General features: G+C 68.8%; 15 protein-coding genes. 3 read left to right on the top strand and 12 right to left on the bottom strand.

Annotation, left to right across the window (positions count from 1 at the left end):
- Positions 1 to 3: 3 nt before the first annotated feature.
- Together CMV14_RS00460 and gltX are read right to left on the bottom strand one after the other, a co-directional pair.
- Entirely contained in the window at positions 4 to 1,287 is a 1,284-nt protein-coding gene (locus CMV14_RS00460) for a citrate synthase (protein ID WP_066964638.1), read from the bottom strand.
- A gap of 55 nt (positions 1,288 to 1,342) precedes the next feature.
- Positions 1,343 to 2,800 carry a glutamate--tRNA ligase gene (gltX, locus tag CMV14_RS00455; RefSeq protein ID WP_066964640.1) on the bottom strand — a complete coding sequence of 486 codons (1,458 nt, stop codon included), beginning with the start codon at positions 2,798 to 2,800 and terminating at the stop codon, positions 1,343 to 1,345.
- Positions 2,801 to 2,949: 149 nt separating this feature from the next.
- Between gltX and CMV14_RS00450 the strand changes: the two genes are divergently transcribed.
- Positions 2,950 to 5,025 (top strand): ComEC/Rec2 family competence protein, encoded by a 2,076-nt coding sequence (locus CMV14_RS00450; protein ID WP_096367822.1) that lies wholly within the window; start codon positions 2,950 to 2,952, stop codon positions 5,023 to 5,025.
- A gap of 125 nt (positions 5,026 to 5,150) precedes the next feature.
- On the opposite strand, the gene lexA is transcribed toward CMV14_RS00450, so the two are convergent.
- The 5 genes from lexA to CMV14_RS00425 are packed head-to-tail and all read right to left on the bottom strand — an operon-like array spanning position 5,151 to position 8,764.
- Positions 5,151 to 5,825, bottom strand: a complete 675-nt coding sequence (gene lexA, locus CMV14_RS00445) for a transcriptional repressor LexA (protein ID WP_066964642.1) — start codon at positions 5,823 to 5,825, stop codon at positions 5,151 to 5,153.
- Positions 5,826 to 5,882: 57 nt separating this feature from the next.
- On the bottom strand, positions 5,883 to 7,070 hold the full coding sequence (locus CMV14_RS00440) for a molybdopterin molybdotransferase MoeA (RefSeq protein WP_066964645.1): 1,188 nt from the start codon (positions 7,068 to 7,070) through the stop codon (positions 5,883 to 5,885).
- 4 nt (positions 7,071 to 7,074) lie between these two features.
- Positions 7,075 to 7,548: a cyclic pyranopterin monophosphate synthase MoaC gene (moaC, locus tag CMV14_RS00435; RefSeq protein ID WP_066964647.1), complete on the bottom strand. Its 474-nt coding sequence runs from the start codon at positions 7,546 to 7,548 to the stop codon at positions 7,075 to 7,077.
- A complete protein-coding gene (gene trpC / locus CMV14_RS00430) occupies positions 7,545 to 8,339 on the bottom strand; it encodes an indole-3-glycerol phosphate synthase TrpC (protein ID WP_066964649.1) in 795 nt (264 codons plus the stop codon). The genes moaC and trpC overlap by 4 nt, the downstream gene beginning before the upstream one ends.
- Before the next feature lie 47 nt (positions 8,340 to 8,386).
- Positions 8,387 to 8,764, bottom strand: coding sequence for a DOPA 4,5-dioxygenase family protein (locus CMV14_RS00425; protein ID WP_066964651.1), 378 nt, complete (start codon positions 8,762 to 8,764; stop codon positions 8,387 to 8,389).
- A gap of 56 nt (positions 8,765 to 8,820) precedes the next feature.
- On the opposite strand from CMV14_RS00425, the gene CMV14_RS00420 reads away from it, so the two are divergent.
- Both CMV14_RS00420 and CMV14_RS00415 read left to right on the top strand, forming a co-directional pair.
- Complete coding sequence (locus tag CMV14_RS00420; RefSeq protein WP_066964653.1) at positions 8,821 to 9,201, top strand: VOC family protein; 381 nt, start codon at positions 8,821 to 8,823, stop codon at positions 9,199 to 9,201.
- A gap of 68 nt (positions 9,202 to 9,269) precedes the next feature.
- Complete coding sequence (locus CMV14_RS00415) at positions 9,270 to 9,689, top strand: nuclear transport factor 2 family protein (RefSeq protein WP_066964659.1); 420 nt, start codon at positions 9,270 to 9,272, stop codon at positions 9,687 to 9,689.
- A 63-nt stretch (positions 9,690 to 9,752) separates the two neighbouring features.
- On the opposite strand, the gene CMV14_RS00410 is transcribed toward CMV14_RS00415, so the two are convergent.
- The 5 genes from CMV14_RS00410 to CMV14_RS00390 all read right to left on the bottom strand — a co-directional run bounded on the left by CMV14_RS00410 (position 9,753) and on the right by CMV14_RS00390 (position 17,274).
- Positions 9,753 to 12,191, bottom strand: a complete 2,439-nt coding sequence (locus CMV14_RS00410; RefSeq protein ID WP_066964662.1) for a TonB-dependent receptor — start codon at positions 12,189 to 12,191, stop codon at positions 9,753 to 9,755.
- Positions 12,192 to 12,373: 182 nt separating this feature from the next.
- On the bottom strand, positions 12,374 to 14,110 hold the full coding sequence (locus tag CMV14_RS00405; protein ID WP_066964664.1) for an ATP-binding protein: 1,737 nt from the start codon (positions 14,108 to 14,110) through the stop codon (positions 12,374 to 12,376).
- Positions 14,100 to 15,596 (bottom strand): ATPase domain-containing protein, encoded by a 1,497-nt coding sequence (locus CMV14_RS00400; RefSeq protein ID WP_066964802.1) that lies wholly within the window; start codon positions 15,594 to 15,596, stop codon positions 14,100 to 14,102. Before CMV14_RS00400 ends, CMV14_RS00405 begins: the two co-directional genes overlap by 11 nt.
- 96 nt (positions 15,597 to 15,692) lie before the next feature.
- Entirely contained in the window at positions 15,693 to 16,679 is a 987-nt protein-coding gene (gene trpD / locus CMV14_RS00395; protein WP_066964666.1) for an anthranilate phosphoribosyltransferase, read from the bottom strand.
- A 1-nt stretch (position 16,680) separates the two neighbouring features.
- Complete coding sequence (locus CMV14_RS00390; protein ID WP_066964668.1) at positions 16,681 to 17,274, bottom strand: anthranilate synthase component II; 594 nt, start codon at positions 17,272 to 17,274, stop codon at positions 16,681 to 16,683.
- Between the last annotated feature and the right edge of the window lie 41 nt (positions 17,275 to 17,315).

Here is a 17,315-nt window from a genome sequence, read left to right as displayed (position 1 = left end):
AGCTCAGCGCTTGGCGACTGGCACATAGTCCCGCATCGCCGGGCCCGTATAGAGCTGACGAGGGCGGCCGATCTTCTGCTCGGGATCCGAGATCATCTCGTTCCACTGCGCCACCCAGCCAACGGTGCGGGCGAGCGCGAACAGCACGGTGAACATCGTCGTCGGGAAGCCGATCGCCGACAGGATCACGCCCGAATAGAAATCGACGTTCGGGTAGAGCTTCTTGTCGATGAAATACTGGTCGGAAAGCGCGATCCGCTCCAGTTCGCGCGCGGTGTCGAGCACCGGATCGCTGATGCCGAGCTTGTCGAGCACCTCGGTCGCGGCCTTGCCGAGCACCTTCGCGCGCGGGTCGAAATTCTTGTAGACGCGGTGGCCGAAGCCCATCAGGCGGAACGGATCGTCCTTGTTCTTGGCGCGGGCGATATATTCCGGGATGCGATCGGGGGTGCCGATCTCGCGCAGCATGTTGAGCGCCGCCTCGTTGGCGCCGCCATGCGCCGGGCCCCACAGGCAGGCGATGCCGGCCGCGATGCAGGCGAACGGGTTGGCACCCGACGAGCCGGCGAGGCGCACGGTCGAGGTCGAGGCGTTCTGCTCATGGTCGGCGTGGAGGATGAAGATCTTGTCCATCGCCGATTCGATCACCGGATCGACCTCATATTCCTCGGCCGGCACGCCGAAGGTCATGCGCAGGAAGTTGGCGGTGTAGCTCAGGTCGTTGCGCGGATAGAGGAAGGGCTGGCCGACCGAATATTTATAGGCCATCGCCGCGATCGTCGGCATCTTCGCGATCAGCCGGTGCGACGCGATCATGCGCTGCTTGGGATCGTTGATGTCGGTCGAGTCATGGTAGAAGGCGGACAGGGCGCCGACCACGCCGCACATGATCGCCATCGGGTGCGCGTCGCGGCGGAAACCGCGATAGAAGGTCGCCAGCTGCTCGTGCAGCATGGTGTGGCGGCTGATCGTGTAGGTGAAGCTCTCCAGCTCCTTGGCGCTCGGCAGCTCGCCGTTGAGCAGCAGGTAGCTGACCTCCATGAAGCTCGACTGTTCGGCGAGCTGGTCGATCGGATAGCCGCGGTGGAGCAGGATGCCCTCGTCACCGTCGATATAGGTCAGCGCCGACTGGCACGACGCGGTCGAGGTGAAGCCCGGATCATAGGTGAAGGCGCCGGTCGCGGCATAGAGCTTGCGGATGTCGATGACGTCGGGGCCGGTGGTACCCGACAGGACGGGATATTCGGACGCCTTGCCGCCGAACTCCAGTTTCACATTATCCGCCATAGCTCATTCTCCTGTCGTTCGCCCCTGGGCCGGCGCGCCGGCCCCGTCCGTTGGTTCACCCCTGTTCGAGCTGGTCGCCCAGCCGGCCCAGGCTCTCCTCGCGGCCGAGGAGCGCCAGGACGTCGAATATCCCGGGGGAGGTGGTACGGCCCGTGAGCGCAGCACGCAGCGGCTGAGCCACTTTCCCGAGGCCGATCCCCCCCTGCTCCGCCACCGATCGGACCGCCGCTTCCAGCGCGGCCGCGGACCAGTCGGCGGTGGCCGCAAGAGCGTCGCGGGCCTGGGCCAGCAGCGCCTTGCCCGGCTCGTCTAGCAGCGATGCGGCCTTCTCGTCCATATCGAGCGGGCGAGTGCGAAACAGAAACGCCGCCCCGTCCCGTAACTCCTTGAGATCCTTGGCCCTTGCCTTCAAAAAAGGAATGCTGCGAAGCAGAAGGTCGCGATCCTCCGAGTCGAACTCGCGGCCCGCATCGGCCGCGACTCCGGCGATGATCAGGTCCGCAAGCCGCGCATCGTCGGCCTCGCGCATATAATGGCCGTTGAGATTCTCGAGCTTCTTGAAATCGAAGCGCGAGGGCGAACGGCCGACCCCGGCGAGGTCGAACCACTCCACCGCCTGCTCGCGGCTGATGATCTCGTCGTCGCCATGGCCCCAGCCGAGCCGCAGCAGATAGTTGTTCACCGCTTCCGGCAGCAGCCCCATCTCGTCGCGATAGGCGTCGACGCCCAGCGCACCGTGGCGCTTGGAGAGCTTGGCGCCGTCGGCGCCGTGGATCAGCGGGATATGGGCGTAGACCGGATCGGGCCAGTCGCCCGAAATCTCGTTCATCGCCCGGATCAGGGCGAGCTGGCGGAAGGCGTTGTTGAGATGGTCGTCGCCCCGGATGACGTGGGTGACGCCCATGTCATGGTCGTCGACCACCACCGCCAGCATATAGGTGGGCGTCCCGTCCGAGCGGAGCAGGATCATGTCGTCGAGCTCGGCATTCTGGACGGTGACCTGGCCCTGCACCCGGTCGTCGATCGTCACCTCGCCCTCGCGCGGGGCCTTCAGCCGGATGACGAACGGGGCGCCCTGCGGCGCCACCGAAGGATCGCGATCGCGCCAGCGGCCGTCATAGCGCAGCGGCTGCCGGGCGGCCTTCTGCTGCTCGCGCAGCTCGGCCAGTTCCTCGGGCGTCGCATAGCAGCGATAGGCATGGCCGGCGGCGAGCAGCTGTTGGGCCACCTCGGCATGGCGGGCAGCGCGCGAGAATTGATAGACCACCTCGCCGTCCCAGTTCAGGTCGAGCCAGGTCATGCCGTCGAGGATCGCCTCGATCGCCGGCTGGGTGGAGCGCGCGCGGTCGGTATCCTCAATGCGGAGCAGGAACTTGCCGCCGTGATGGCGGGCGAACAGCCAGTTGAACAAAGCGGTGCGCGCGCCGCCGATGTGCAGGAATCCGGTCGGCGAGGGGGCGAAGCGGGTGACGACCTGGCCGGATGGGGTCTGATTTTCGGTGCTTGCGCCCACGCGCGGTTTCTCCAAGATCGGGCAATGGCCTGCGATGTCGATGCGCCCCGTAAAGCATTTTCCCGCCGGGTCAAATTGGCCGGCGATTCGAACGGTGCCGGCCCGGCCCCATTGTCGGGCGAACGGTGATCGCCGGCCTGCGGGACCGCATGGCCGGCGCGGCGCGGCGGATCGAGGCGGTTCTGGAGGCGGAGCGCGATCAGCTGGCGCTGTGGCTGCCGGTCGCGCTGGGCGCGGGAATCGCGCTCTGGCTGGCGCTGCCCCGCCCGGCGGGCTGGTATGCGGCGATGGCGCTGCTCGGCGGGGTGGCTCTGCTGGGGCTCGCGGTCGGCCCCGGCACGCGGCTGGGCCGATCGTTGCTGGCGGGTGGGCTGGTCGCGCTCGCCGGGCTGCTGCTGATCTGGTTCCGCGCCGACTGGGTGGCCTCGCCGCGCATCGACCGGCCACGGGTCGCCGAGGTGGCGGGGCGGATCGAGGCGGTCGAGCGGCTGCCGGCGCGCGAACTGGTGCGGCTCACCATCGCCACCGATCCCGGCCTGCTGCTGCCCCCGCGCCTCCGGCTCAATATCGACGAGGCCGATCTGGCCGGGCCGGTCGTCGGCGGCAGCCGGATCGTGGTGCGCGCCCGCCTGCTGCCGCCCGCGCCGCCGGCGGTGCCGGGCGCCTATGATTATGCGCGCGCCGCCTGGTTCGCCGGCATCGGCGCCACCGGCAAGGCGCTCGACCGGCCGCGCATCGCGGCGGGCGAGGCGGGCGGTTTCCTGCTCTGGCTCGCCGACGCCCGCGCCCGCCTGTCGCAGCACATCGAGGCGCGGGTGGCCGGTGCCAGCGCGGGCGGGATCGCCGCCAGCCTGGCGACCGGCGACCAGGGCGCGATCGCCGAGGAGGATGCCGAGGCGCTCCGCCGCGCCGGTCTCGCCCATCTGCTCTCGGTATCGGGGCTGCACGTCTCCGCGGTGGTCGGCGGGGTGCTGCTGCTGACGCTCAGATTGCTGGCGCTGAGCCCGGCGCTGGCGCTACGCGCGCCGCTGCTGCTGATCGCGGCCGGCGCGGGGGCGGTCGCCGGTATCGCCTACACCCTCTTGTCGGGCGCGCAGGTGCCGACGATCCGATCCTGCGTCGCCGCGCTGCTGGTGCTGGCCGGGATCGCGATGGGGCGGGAAGCGATCACCCTGCGGCTCGTCGCGACCGGCGCGCTCGTTGTGCTGTTGCTCTGGCCCGAGGCGCTGGCGGGGCCGAGCTTCCAGCTCAGCTTCGCCGCTGTCACCGCGCTGGTCGCGCTGCTCGATCATCCCAGGGTCGCCGCCTTCGCCGCGCGGCGCGAGGAGCGGCTGGCGGCGCGCTGGGGCCGGGCGATCGCGGTGATGCTGCTCTCGGGCCTGCTGATCGAGGCCGCGCTGGCCCCGATCGCGCTGTTCCATTTCCACAAGTCAGGGCTGTACGGCGCCGCCGCCAATATCGTCGCGATCCCGCTCACCACCTTCGTCATCATGCCGCTGGAGGCGCTGGCGCTGCTGCTCGATGTGGCGGGGCTTGGCGGGCCGGCCTGGTGGCTCGCCTCCCATGCGCTCGCCCTGCTGCTGTGGATCGCGCACCGCGTCGCCGACGCGCCGGGATCGGTGGCGATGCTGCCGACCATGGCCTGGGGGGCCTTCGCGCTGATGGTGGCCGGCGGGCTGTGGCTGGCGCTGTGGCGCACGAAGCTGCGGCGCTGGGGGCTGGCGCCGCTTGCGGTGGGCGCGCTCTGGGCGCTGGCTTCGCCCGCGCCCGATCTGCTGGTGACGGGGGACGGCCGCCATGTCGCGCTGGCGCTCGGCGATGGCCGGGTGGCGCTGCTGCGCGAACGGACCGGCGATTATATGCGCGGGGTTCTGAGCGAGGCGGCCGGGGTCGATGCGGAACCGCTGCCGTTCGATGCGCTGATGCAGGCGCGCTGTTCGGCCGATCTGTGCCTGGCGGAAATCAACCGGGGCGGGCGGCGCTGGCGCATCCTCGCGACGCGCAGCCCCTATCTGGTCGACTGGCGCCGCATGACGCGGGCCTGCGCTGCTGCCGACATCGCGATCAGCGAACGCCGCCTGCCGCGCGGCTGCAACCCGCGCTGGCTGAAGATCGACCGGCCGCTGCTGGCGCGGACCGGCGGGCTTTCGGTCGATCTCGACCGGGGACGGATCGACAGCGTGGCGGCCCATGTCGGGCAGCACCCCTGGTCGGTGTTCCGCTAGACGGCCAGAAAAGCGGTCGCCCCGGCGGAGGCCAGGGCCGTAAGAGCTTCTCGGTCAGCTACCCGCAAGCGCCTGTTGCGGCCCCGGCCTCCGCCGGGACGCCGCCCGTGGTGGGCTTGCGGCGCTCAGTAGCGCCGCAGCAGCCCTGCCAGCTTGCCCTGGATCTGGACCTGATCGGGCTTGTAGCGCTGCGGATCATAGGAGCGGTTGGCCGGGTCGAGCCGCACCATCGCGCCTTCCTTGCGGAAATATTTGAGCGTCGCCTCATGATCGGCGATCAGCGCGACGACGATCTCGCCGTCGCGCGCGGTCTGGGCGCGGCGGATCAGCGCATAGTCGCCGTCGAGGATGCCGGCCTCGACCATCGAGTCCCCCGACACCTCGAGCGCATAATGCTCGCCCGGGCCAAGCAGCGCGGCGGGAACCGACAGGCTGCTCTGCCCCTCCAGCGCCTCGATCGGCAGACCGGCGGCGATGCGGCCGTGCAGCGGAATCTCCAGCACATTCTCGTTCGCGGCCTGCGGCACCGGGGCGGAGGCGGGGGCCTTCGCCTTGGTCGCGGGCGCGGCGGCCTTGCCTGCCACCGTCTCCGGCATCCGCAGCACCTCCAGCGCGCGGGCGCGGTTGGGCAGGCGGCGGATGAAGTTGCGCTCCTCGAGCGCGCTGATCAGCCGGTGGACGCCGGACTTGGACTTGAGGTCGAGCGCCTCCTTCATCTCCTCGAACGAGGGCGACACGCCGGTCGCGGCCAGCCGGTCATGAATGAAGATGAGCAGATCATGTTGCTTGCGGGTCAGCATACCAAAGGTCCTTGTCGGGAACGGACGAGGAACATTTAGGCAACTGTAGGGAATCTGTCAAGCGAGCGGAATGATCTCCACATCGGCGCCCGCTTCCAGCGCCGGCGAGTCCGATTCCCGGACGATCAGCAGCTCCGCCTCGACCAGCGCGGCGAGGCCGGCGCTGTCCTGGCTGGCGGTGGGGACGGCCAGCCCCCGCGACCATTTGCCGCGCAGATATTCGGCCCGGCCGCCGGTCGCGGGCAGCGCTTCGCCCAGCCGGGCGGCGGCGGGGGGCGGAACCGGCCGGGCGCTGCCCAGCAGATGCGCGATCAGCGGCTTCAGGAACAATGTCGCGGTGACGAAGGCCGAGACCGGATTGCCGGGCAGGCCAAGCACGATTGCCCCGCCCAGCGTGCCGATCATCACCGGCTTGCCCGGCTTCATCCGCACCTTCCAGAAGTCGATCGTCGCGCCCGCCTGCTCCAGCGCGGGGAGGACGAGGTCATGGTCGCCGACCGAGGCGCCACCGGTGGTGACGATGATGTCGGCGCCGCCCGCCAGATCGGCGAAGGCGGCACTGATCAGGCCGAGATCGTCGCGGATGATGCCATGGTCGGTGACCTGCGCCGGGGTGCCCGCCAGCAGCGCCGCGAGCATCGGCCCGTTCGAGGCGGGGAGCAGCGCGCCGGTCGTGGGTTCGCCCGCCGGCACCAGTTCGTTGCCAGTCGAGAGGATCGCGACGCGCGGGCGCCGCCGCACGGGAAGCGCGCCATGGCCGCCGCTCGCCGCCAGCGCGATCGCCGCCGCGCCGATCGGGGCACCGGCCGGGATCAGTATGTCGCCCTCGGCGAAGTCGCTGCCCTTGCGGCGGATATGCGCGCCGATCCGGGGCGGCCCCTCGCCGGTCATGGTCAGGCTGTCGCCGTCGCGGCCCGCCTCCTCCTGGATCAGGATGCTGTCGGCCCCTTCGGGAACCGGGGCGCCGGTGAAGATGCGCGCCGCCTCGCCGGGCGCCAGCGCGCGGCCGAGGCCGCCGCCCGCCGCGCTTTCGCCCGCGACGGTCCACGGGCCGGGGCGTTCGGCGAAGCGGATCGCATAGCCGTCCATCGCCGACAGATCGAGCGCGGGCTGGGTGCGCTTCGACAGGATGTCCCCGGCGGCATAGCGGCCACGGGCGTCGAGCAGCGGCACGGTCTCGACGGGCAGCGCCTCCTTCAGCGCGAACATCCGCGCCTGCGCCTCGGCCGTCGGGATCAGCGCCATCGGCCTATTCCGCCTTCCAGTCGCCCGACTTGCCGCCGGTCTTGGACAGCAGCCGGACCCCTTCGATCCGCATGGCTTTGTCGAGCGCCTTGGCCATGTCATAGACGGCCAGCAGCGCCACCGAGACGGCGGTCAGCGCCTCCATCTCGATGCCGGTGGTATAGGTGGTCGTCACCGACGCGGTGGCGCGGATGCCGTCGGCCTCGATCGCGAGGTCGAGGGTGACGCCCGAGATCGGCAGCGGGTGGCAGAGCGGGATCAGGTCGGCGGTCTTCTTCGCCGCCATGATCCCCGCGACCCGCGCGACCGCGAGCACGTCGCCCTTCTTCACCGAACCGGCGCGGATCGCCTCCAGCGCCTGTGCCGCGATCAGGATGCGGCCCTCGGCGACGGCGACGCGCTTCGTCTCGGCCTTGGCGGAGACGTCGACCATGCGGGCCGCGCCATCCTCGTCGATATGGGTGAGCTTGTCGCTCATGCCCCGGTCAGCAGCCTGCGCGTGGCGGCCGCCACATCGTCCTGGCGCATCAGGCTCTCGCCGACCAGGAAGCAGCGGACGCCATGTTCGGCCATCGCGTCGAGATCGGCCTTGGAACCGAGCCCGCTCTCGGCGACGAAGGTGCAGCCGGCGGGCGCGTTGCCGACCAGCTCATAGGTGCGGTTGAGATCGATCGAAAAGTCCCGCAGGTCGCGGTTGTTCACCCCGATCAGCCGCGATTTCAGCCTGATCGCGCGCTCCAGTTCGGCCGCGTCGTGGACCTCGACCAGCACGTCCATGCCATGCTCGATGGCGGCGGCCTCGATCTCGGCCATTTCGCCATCGTCCAGCGCGGCGACGATGATCAGGATCGCGTCGGCGCCCAGCGCGCGCGCCTCGGTCACCTGCCAGGGATCGACCATGAAGTCCTTGCGCAGCGCCGGCAGTGCGCAGGCGGCGCGCGCCTGCACCAGATAATCGTCATGACCCTGGAAATAGGGGACGTCGGTCAGCACCGACAGGCAGGCGGCGCCCGCCGCCTCATAGGCGCGGGCGTGGGCGGGCGGATCGAAATCGGAGCGGATCAGCCCCTTGGACGGCGACGCCTTCTTGATCTCGGCGATCAGGCCATAGCCGCCCGCCGCCGCCCTGGCGTCGAGCGCGGCGCGGAAGCCGCGCGGCGCATCGGCCGCCCTGGCGCGCGCGCTCAGCTCGGCGAAGCTCGTCGCGGCCTTCGCCCGGGCGACATGCTCGCGCTTGGTGTCGCAGATCTCGGTCAGCTTGTTGCTCATCGCCGCGCGGCATAGCGGGGGGCGGGCGGCGGGTCCAGTTGGGCGGGCTAGAAATCGCTGCGCCCGAAGCGGGCCAGCCCCCGGTTGATGCCGGGCGGATCGAGCACGGTAAGGTCGAGGTCGAGCGGCTCGCCATGCCATTGCCCCAGGCTGGTGTGATCGGCGAGATCGTCGAGCGTCAGCGGATGGACCAGAGCGCGCAGCCCCGCCGCCTCGATCAGCGGGACGATGTCGGGCAGCGAACGCACCCTGAAATGCACTTCATATTGCGGGATCGGGTGCGGCCCGGCGGGGCCTTCGGTCATCGCGCCGACGAACACTATGTCCGCTCGTCGCGAAAAGGCGTCGCGCAGCGCTTCGGCGGCGGGACGTTCGGACGCTGTGAAATAGATGTGCGCGTGATAGGGTGCATCCGGGCCGGTCATGGTGCGGCAGATTAGGATCGCGGTCCCGGAACGGCAATCGTCGTGGAGCGAAGTCGATGACGGTCGAACTCAACCACAGCATCATCTGGTGCCGCGACAAGCGGGCTTCGGCGGATTTCCTCGCCGGGATGCTGGGCCGGCCCGCTCCCGTGCCCTTCCATCATTTCCTGGTGGTCGACTTGGACAACGGCGTGTCGATCGATTTCATGGAGAAGGAGGGGCCGGTCGCGCCCCAGCATTATGCCTTCCTGGTCGACGAGGAGAGCTTCGACGCGATCCTCGGGCGCCTCCGGGAAAGAGGCCTCGACCACTGGGCCGATCCGGCGCGCAGCCAGCCGGGCCGGATCAACCATTTTGGCGGCGGGCGCGGCGTCTATTTCACCGATCCGGACGAGCATCTGCTGGAGGCGATCACCCGCCCTTATCCGCGGGATTGAGCGCTTCGCATATTGCCGCCCGGCCGCGCAAATCCTAAGGGTGTGGCTTACCCACAGCTGGAGGGCACATGCTGGATCGGGTTTCGATACTCGCGGCCGTGGACGACGCCTATGCGCGGCGCGCCAGCGGCGACAAGGTGGCGCTCGATGCGATCTGGGCGCCGGGCGCGGTGTTCGAACTGGTCGGGCGATCCCCGCTGATGGCCGCCACCCTGCCCACCGGGCCGGCGGCGGCGATGGACGTGGTCTCCACGCTGGTCGACAGGGTCCGCTTCCACAGCTTCGAACGGCTCGACGCGGTGGTGGAGGGAGGCCAGGCCGCGATCCGCTGGCACATCACCGCTTCGGCGCCGGGCGGCGCTCCGTTCGAGATCGAGCTGTTCGATCTGTGGAGCTTCGACGAGCAATATCGCGCCACCCGGCTCGTCCAGTTCACCGATACCGCACTGCTGGTCGATCGGATCGGCGGCGCCGCGCTGCTGGCCTGAAAATGGCGAAGCGCCCCGGACCTTGCGGCCCGGAGCGCCCCGTCATCGGTCGCTGGCTAGCGATCAGAAGCTGTAATAGAGGCTGAACACCGCCGAGCGGGCCTCGCCGGGCGTCGCCCAGCCATTGTTGCGGATGCCCGTGAAGTAGCGCTTGTTGGTGACGTTCTGGACGTTCACCTGCGCGGTCACGCCGTCGGTCACCTCATAGGAGAGGAAGGCGCGGTGGGTAAGCCAGCTCTTCGAGCGGAAGACCGGGGTCAGCGTGCTCACCGCCGGCAATGTTGTCCCCGAAGCCAGGGCGCTGTTGTTGAGCGCGAAGCTGCCCGTATAGGTCAGTCCATAACCTAGCTGCAGTCCGAAGGGGAACTGATAGGTCGTGAACAGGCTTCCCGCATGGCGCGGCGTGTTGGTCAGCCGCTGTCCGGCCTGCGGGTCCGGAATGGCGGCGGAGTTGGCGCAGGGGTTGACCGTCACTCCGGCATCCACTCGCGGGCCGGGGTTGGCGAGGCAGAAGTTCGAGACGCTCTGCAGCACCTTGCTCTTCAGATAGGTGTAGTTGGCGAAGATCGCCCAGGCTTCGGTGATGTTGCCGCTGGCGCCCAGCGCGAGCCCGTCCACCCGTGAGCGGCCGTCGGTCACCTGCAGGGTGGTGACGATCGGATCGTTGGTGGCGACGCGATAGTTGGTCCGTTCGTTGCGGAACAGCGCGGCGGTCAGCTGCAGGCGGCGGTCGAACAGGTCGGCCTTGGCGCCGATTTCATAATTCACCGCCTTTTCCGGGCTGACGTCGCAGGGATCCAGCGATCCGGCCGGCGCCGTGATCAGCGTGCCGCAGCCCAGCCGTACCGTCGCCGAGGTCGGGGTGCGCGAATTGCCATAGGCCGCGTAGAGGCTGACCGTCTCGATCGGCTTGAAGTTCAGGCCGACGCGATAGGAGAAGAGCTTCTCGTTGCTGCGCTGGTCCAGCCCGCGCGTATAGGCGCCCAGGGTCGGGCCCACGACAGTCGAGAAGGTGTCGGCGCGGAAGGTCGCCTTGGCCTGCTCGTAGCGGAGGCCCGCGTTGAACTCGAGCTGCGGGGTGATCTTCACCGTGTCGAACAGATAGCCGGCGACGTTGCTGCTGCTGCCCTGCGATCGGCCCGCCTGGATGAAGTTCACCGCGCCGGTATAGATGGTGTTGGGCGCCGCCAGGCTGATCGGCGGCTGGGCCACGGTCGCGCCGGCCGCGGTGCGCAGCACATTGCCGCTCACCAGCTCATAATCCTCCTTGGTCAGCGAGACGCCGACGACCAGCGTATGCTCCAGCCCGGCGGTATCGAACACGGCGCGCAGGTCGGTCTGGTTGTAGAGCAGCTGGTTTTCCTGGTTGCGGATATTGCCGCGCGGGCCGCTGGGATAATAGGTGCCCGGCGTGTTCTGGGCGGCCGGGCAGGCCAGCGGCGTGGAGGCGATGTTGGTCGCGGGCAGCGGCTGGAAGCCGTTGGCGAGGCAATAGACGCCCTGCGGCGCGCTGGTCGACGAATCCTGCTCCACGCGCTGCCAGCGGGTCAGGTTGCGGACCGACACCTTGTCGCTGAACTCATGGGCGAAGCGCATCGTCAGCTGGTCGACCACGATGTCCTGGTCGTCGAGATTCTCGATGCCGTAATAGTTGCGGTCCTTGGGGTCGTAGCCCGGAAGCGGCCCGCTGTTCACAGCATTGCGGAAATAGGGGACGCCATAGACGGGAACGTTGCTGTCGTCCTGGTGCAGATATTGCAGGGTCAGGCTGGTCGGGCTGTCGATGCCGATCGTCACCGACGGCGCGATGCCCCAGCGCTTGTTGCGCTCCACGTCGCGGCCCGGCACGCGGTTCTTGTGGGCGACGGCGTTCAGGCGGACGGCGATCAGGTCGCTCACGCGCAGGTTGCTGTCGATCGTGCCGCGATAATAATCGGCGGTGCCGATGCCGCCCTGGACGATGGTCAGGTCGTCGGCCTGCGGCGTCTTGGTCACGAGGTTGATCGTGCCGCCGACCGATCCCGATCCGTTGAAGACGCTGTTCGCGCCGTTATAGACCTCGATCTGCTGCAGGTTGAAGGTTTCGCTGCGGCTGTACTGCGCGCTGTCGCGCACGCCGTCCTGGGTGATGTCGTTATTGGCCGAATAGCCGCGCAGGTTGATGCTGTCGCCATAGCCGCCGCCGCCTTCGCCCGCACCGAAGGTGATGCCGGGAATGGTCTGGAGCGCGTCGCGCAGCGTCAGCAGGTTCTGCTTGCGGAGCACCTGGTCGCCGATCACGGTGATGGTCTGCGGGGTGTCGATCAGGGCGCGGGTGGCCTTGGGGCTCTCGACGCGCTCGACCTTGATCTCTTCCTCGATCGCGGTCGCCGTCACCGTCATGCCGCCCAGCTTCTTCTCGCCTTCGGGCTTGTCGGCGGTTTGCGCCGCGGCCGGCGCGGTGGCAATGAAGCCCACACATGCCAGCGCGAGGAAGCTCGCCCCCTTCATCTCCATCGTCATGCTGAAACCTTTCCCTGTCGTGACGGGGCCGGCAGCTATCGATAATGAAAACGATTCGCAAATAAATTCTGCGAACGATTCGCATTTGCGTGGTGGGCCGGTCGGTTTCGCGGACCATCGCCCGCTTCCGAGTGGCAAGATTTTTCTTTGTTTCTCGTATCTTGTGGCCTGATGGGGATCGGCTAGCCGGCTGCTATGCGATCCGGTGCCAATATCTCGTCGATCTTGCGGCCAAGGTCGTCGAGCGAGAATGGCTTGGTGATCATCCCCATGTTCGCGCCAAGGAAGCCGGATCGGATCGCGGCATTCTCGGCATAGCCGGTGACGAACAGGATCGGCAGGTCGGGCCGGTGCAGCCGCGCGGTGTCCGCGAGCTGGCGGCCGTTCATGCCCGGCAGGCCGACATCGGAGATCATCAGGTCGATCGCAATGTCCGATTCGAGGATCGGCACGGCTTCCTGGCCGTCGCGCGCCTCGATCGCGGCATAGCCGACCTCCTCGAGCACGTCGCGGATCAGCAGGCGGACCGAGGGATCGTCCTCGACGACCAGCACCTGCTGGCCGGCCCCCTGCGGCGCGCGGGGCATCTCCTGTCCCGCATCGATCCCGGCGCGTTCGGTGGCGGGCAGGTAGATGCTCACCGCCGTGCCCTTGCCCGGCGTGCTGTCGATGGTGACATGCCCGCCATTCTGCTGCGCGAAGCCATAGACCATCGACAGGCCGAGCCCGGTTCCCTGGCCCAGCGGCTTGGTGGTGAAGAAGGGCTCGAACACCTTGTCGAGCAGTTCGGGGGGCATGCCGACGCCGGTGTCGCGGACCGTAACGACGACATAGCGGCCCGGCTTGGCGTCGGCCATGCCCGCCGCGATGGCGGGGTCGATCCCGACGCAGCTGGTCGCGACCGACAGCGTCCCGCCCTCGGGCATGGCGTCGCGCGCGTTGATCGCCAGGTTCAGGATGGCGCTTTCCAGCTGGTTGGCATCGGCGATGCCGGCCGGGATGGTGGGATCCAGGCGCGTCTCCAGCGCCACCTGTTCGCCGATCGTCCGCACAAGCAGATCGCCGAGCGTGCCGATCAGCGCGTTGACGTCCACCGGCCGGGAATCGAGCGACTGCCGGCGGGAGAAGGCGAGCAGGCGCTGGGTGAGCCCAGCCGCGCGGTTCGCCGAGGTGGTCGCGGCGTCCATATAGCGCTCGATCCCCTCGAACCGGCCGGTGGCGATCCGGCGCCGCATGATGTCCATCGCGCCGATGATGCCGGTCAGCATATTGTTGAAGTCGTGCGCGATGCCACCGGTCAGCTGCCCCACCGCCTCCATCTTCTGGCTTTGATGGAGGTGCTCCTGGGCGCGGCGCAGTTCCTCGGTGCGCCTGGCGACCATCGCCTCCAGCTGGTCATGGTTGCGCGCCAATATGTCGCGGGCGGCGCGCAGTTCCTCTTCGCTGCGCGCCAGCGCGGCGTTGCGGGCGCCGATCTCGGCAAGATGATCGCGCATCTCGAACTGCTTCTGGCGCGAACGCAGCGCGGAGCGGACGGCGCTCAGCAGCGATATCGAACTCAGCGGCCGTTCGAACACGGTGAAATTGTCGACCACGTCCGAAATGCGCAGCACCGCGGCCTGGCTTGGCGGCAGCGGCCCCATGCGCCGCGCGGCCAGCACGATGAACGGCACGTCGGACCAGGCGGGTTGTGCGTCGAGCGCGGCCCGCAGCCGGCGCCGGTCCGCGCCCAGCGCCTCCTCTGTCAGGATCACCGCGCCGAGATGGTCGTCGAGCCGGTCCGCGATCGAGGCCAGGTCCTTCGAGATCGCGACGTCATGGCCCTCGCGCCGCAGCAGGCCGGCCACGCTTTCCGCGTCGCGGCCATAAGGTGCCGCAACCAGCACCCTATGGCCGAATTTCGCTGTCCTATGCGGCACCGCGGCCTTCCATCAGCGGGTTGGTCGTGCCGCGATATTCAGGGGTGCCGGTCAGCACGCCCCGGAAATCGCGCAGCGGCTCGCCGATGCGGATGCCCTGCGCGTCGATGCGCAGCTCGCGGATCGCATCCTCATGCTCGCCGCCCCGGTTCTTCAGGATCGATATCGCCTTGCGGATGCGCCCTTCGGCCTCGAAGAAGCGGATCAGCACCACCGCGTCCGCGACATAGGAGATGTTGAGGCTGGTCGCCATCGAGCCGACCAGCCCATGCTGCGGATTGATCAGGAAGGTGCAGACGCCGTGATGGTTCAGATAGGATAGCAGCTCGTGCATCTGCAGGATCAGCTGCTGCTCCTGCGGCATCGCGGCCAGATAGCCGTTGAGGCTGTCGATCACGATCGTCCGCGCGCCGCGCTGCTCGACTTCGGAACGCACCATCGCAGCGAATTCGCCAGGCGACAGTTCGGCGGGGTTCACCTGCCGGATCACCAGGCAGCCATCGTCTATATAGCGCTGGACCTGGCTCTCCAGAGCGCCGATTCGTGCCAGCAGCGTGCCGACCCGCTCGTCGAACTGATAGATGGTGGCCGGTTCGCCGCGCGCGCAGCCCGCGATCACGAACTGCATCGCGATCGACGTCTTGCCGCTGCCGGCCGGCCCGGTCAGCAGCGTGCTGGTGCCCCGCATCGGCCCGCCGCCGAACAGCGCGTCCAGTTCGGCAATCCCGCTGGACGCGGTCCCGCTGGAGGCGGCCCCGCCCCCGGCCGGCTCGCCGTGGTCGGACGCGATCAGCCTCGGAAAGATGTCGATCCCGCCCTTGCGGATGTTGAGGTCGTGATAGCCGGCGATGAAATCGACGCCGCGCAGCTTCTGCACCTGCATCCGCCGCCGTGCGGCGCCGAAATCGAGCGTCAGCCGCTCGACGGTGAAGACACCGTGACACAGGCTGTGGAGATGGGTATCGCGGTCGCCCCCGGTCAGGTCGTCGATCAGGATGACGGTGGTGTCGCGGCCCGCGAAGAACTGCTTGAGCGCCAGCACCTGGCGGCGGTAGCGCAGCGGGTCCTGTGCCAGCAGCCGCATCTCCGAAAGGCTGTCGAACACCACCCGGCGCGGATTGATCCTCTCGACCTGTTCCTCGATCAGCCGGACGGTCTCGCCCAGTTCCACTTCCCAGCTGTAGAGGACCGACTGGTCGCGATCCCCGCCGAGCACGGCTTCGGCGGACGCGAATTCGAACAGTTCGATGCCGTCCAGCTCCCAGCCGTGCGACGCGGCGACCGCCTGCAGCTCCTCGCTGGTCTCCGACAGGGTTATGTAGAGGCAGCTCTCGCCCTGGCGCACCCCTTCCAGCAGGAATTGCAGCGCGAAGGTCGTCTTGCCGGATCCCGGGGAGCCTTCCAGCAGATAGAGGCGCCTGGCAGGCAGGCCGCCTCTGAGAATGATGTCGAGACCGTCGTTTCCCGAAGAGATTCTACCCGGCATTGATTCCGCCATCACCTTTTCGAAAGCGTAATGGATGTGAACACTGCGGGAGGGCCGAGGTTCCCTTGGCCATGCCTCAGGCGTGGCGGGCGGGCTTCAGAAGGCGATCCAGCGCGCGAGCAGGGCCCTGGCCGCGCCGCTGTCGATCGCCCCGGCGGCGATCGCCACGCCCTGGCCCCAGTCGGCGGCCTTGCCGGCGACGATCAGCGCGGCGGCGGCGTTGAGCAGGACGGCATCGCGATAGGCACCCGCCTCCCCGTCCAGCAGCCGGGTGAGCGCGGCGGCGTTATAAGCCGGGTCGCCGCCGCGAATGGCGTCGAGCGGGTGGCGCGGCAGCCCCGCCTGCTCGGGGGTGAAGCGCTCCGGGCCGAAGCCGATCGAGCCGAGGCGGAAGATGCTGCTGGGGCCGCTGATCGACAGTTCGTCGAGCGGCTCGTCGCCCGCGACCATCATTGCCGCCTCGCAGCCGATCCGGTCCAGCGCGCCGGCGAAGGTGGGCAGGAAATCGGGGCGGGCCACGCCGATCAGCTGGCGGCGCACCCCGGCCGGGTTGCAGATCGGCCCAAGCAGGTTGAAGATCGTCCGCCGCCCGATCCGCTTGCGGACGGGGCCGAGCGGTTTCAGCGCCGGATGGTGCTTCTGCGCGAACAGGAAGCACAGGCCGATCTCGTTCAGGCTCGCCTCGGCCCGGTCCGAGGCGCGGTCGAGGTCGAGCCCCAGCGCCTCCAGCGTGTCGGCGGCGCCGGCCTTGGACGATGCGGCGCGGTTGCCATGCTTGGCGACGGGCACGCCCGCCCCGGCCACGACGATCGCGACGGCGGTGGAGACGTTCAGGCTGTGGGCGCCGTCGCCGCCCGTGCCGCATACGTCGATCGCGCCCCAGGGGCATCGCACCCGGATCATCCGCTCGCGCATCGCCTGGGCGGCGCCCGCTATCTCGTCGCTGGTCTCGTCGCGCTCGGCCATGCCGGTCAGGAAGGCGACCAGGCTGTCCTCGTCATGGGCACCGTCGAGGATCGCCGAGAACAGCTCATAGGCGGTCGCCTGGTCGAGCGGGAAAAGCGGGTCGGGCAGCGTCGCCAAGTCAGGCGCGCTCCTTCACCTTCATCCCCGCCGCCCGCATGAAATTGGCGAGCATCGCATGGCCATGCTCGGTGGCGATGCTTTCGGGATGGAACTGGACGCCGTGGATCGGCAGGGTCGCGTGGCGGACGCCCATCACCTGCCCGTCGGGGGTGCGCGCGTTGATCAGCAGCTCGGCCGGCATCCCTTCCTCGGGCACGATCAGCGAATGATAGCGGGTCGCGGTGAAGGGCGAGGGCAGGCCTTCGTACAGGCCGCTATTGTCATGCAGGATCGGGCTCGTCTTGCCGTGCATCAGCTGCGGCGCGCGAACCACCTGGCCGCCGAAATACTGGCCGATCGACTGATGGCCCAGGCAGACCCCGAGCAGCGGTTTCTTCGCCGCCGCGCAGGCGCCCACCAGCTCCAGCGAAATACCGGCCTCATTCGGCGAGCAGGGTCCGGGCGAGATCAGGAAGGCCTCCGCCCCGCTCGATATCGCCTGGCCCGCGCCGATCGCGTCGTTGCGGACCACCTCCACCTCGGCCCCCAGCTCCATCAGATAATGGACCAGGTTCCACGTGAAGCTGTCATAATTGTCGATGACGAGGATCATGGCGGCAGCCTGTAGCGGGGTTTGCGGCATACGCAAAGCAT

Source organism: Rhizorhabdus dicambivorans, assembly GCF_002355275.1.
Classification (GTDB): Bacteria; Pseudomonadota; Alphaproteobacteria; order Sphingomonadales; family Sphingomonadaceae; genus Rhizorhabdus; species Rhizorhabdus dicambivorans.
Note: the sequence above shows the minus strand (reverse complement) of the source record. Positions and strands in the feature narration are given on the sequence as shown.